The sequence below is a fragment of the Mycoplasma procyoni genome (assembly GCF_017052595.1).
GTDB classification, from domain to species: domain Bacteria; phylum Bacillota_I; class Bacilli_A; order Mycoplasmatales; family Metamycoplasmataceae; genus Mesomycoplasma_A; species Mesomycoplasma_A procyoni.
Genome location: NZ_JAFIDB010000018.1, coordinates 1 through 520, shown reverse-complemented (window position 1 = coordinate 520; position 520 = coordinate 1). Strand labels below are relative to the sequence as shown.

Here is a 520-nt window from a genome sequence, read left to right as displayed (position 1 = left end):
TCATTTCCTACCCTATTTTTTCTTCCCTTGCAACAGCAGTTTACAACCCGAAGGCCTTCATCCTGCACGCTGTGTCGCTCCATCAAGCTTTCGCTCATTGTGGAAAATTCCCTACTGCTGCCTCCCGTAGGAGTCTGGGCCGTATCTCAGTCCCAGTGTGGCCGTACAGCCTCTCGGCCCGGCTAAACATCATCGCCTTGGTAGGCCATTACCCTACCAACTAGCTAATGTTCCGCACCCCCATCTTTAAGTGAAGCTTTGAGGCTCCTTTTAAACTTCCATCATGCGACAGAAATTCGTATTCGGTATTAGCTACTGTTTCCAGTAGTTATCCCAATCTAAAAGGTAGGTTAGGTACGTGTTACTCACCCATTCGCTACTAAGTCAGTGCAAGCACTGCTTCGTTCAACATGCATGTATTAGGCACACAGCCAGCGTTCATCCTGAGCCAGGATCAAACTCTTGAAATTGAATTTATGAATGTATTATGGTTTTTGTATCTAGTTTTGAAAGATCTATC

The 520-nt window shown here is 45.8% G+C and carries 1 rRNA gene; it reads right to left on the bottom strand.

Annotated elements, in window-relative coordinates:
• Positions 1–470, bottom strand: a 16S ribosomal RNA gene (locus JV122_RS04165); the annotation flags it as partial.
• Positions 471–520: the final 50 nt, after the last annotated feature.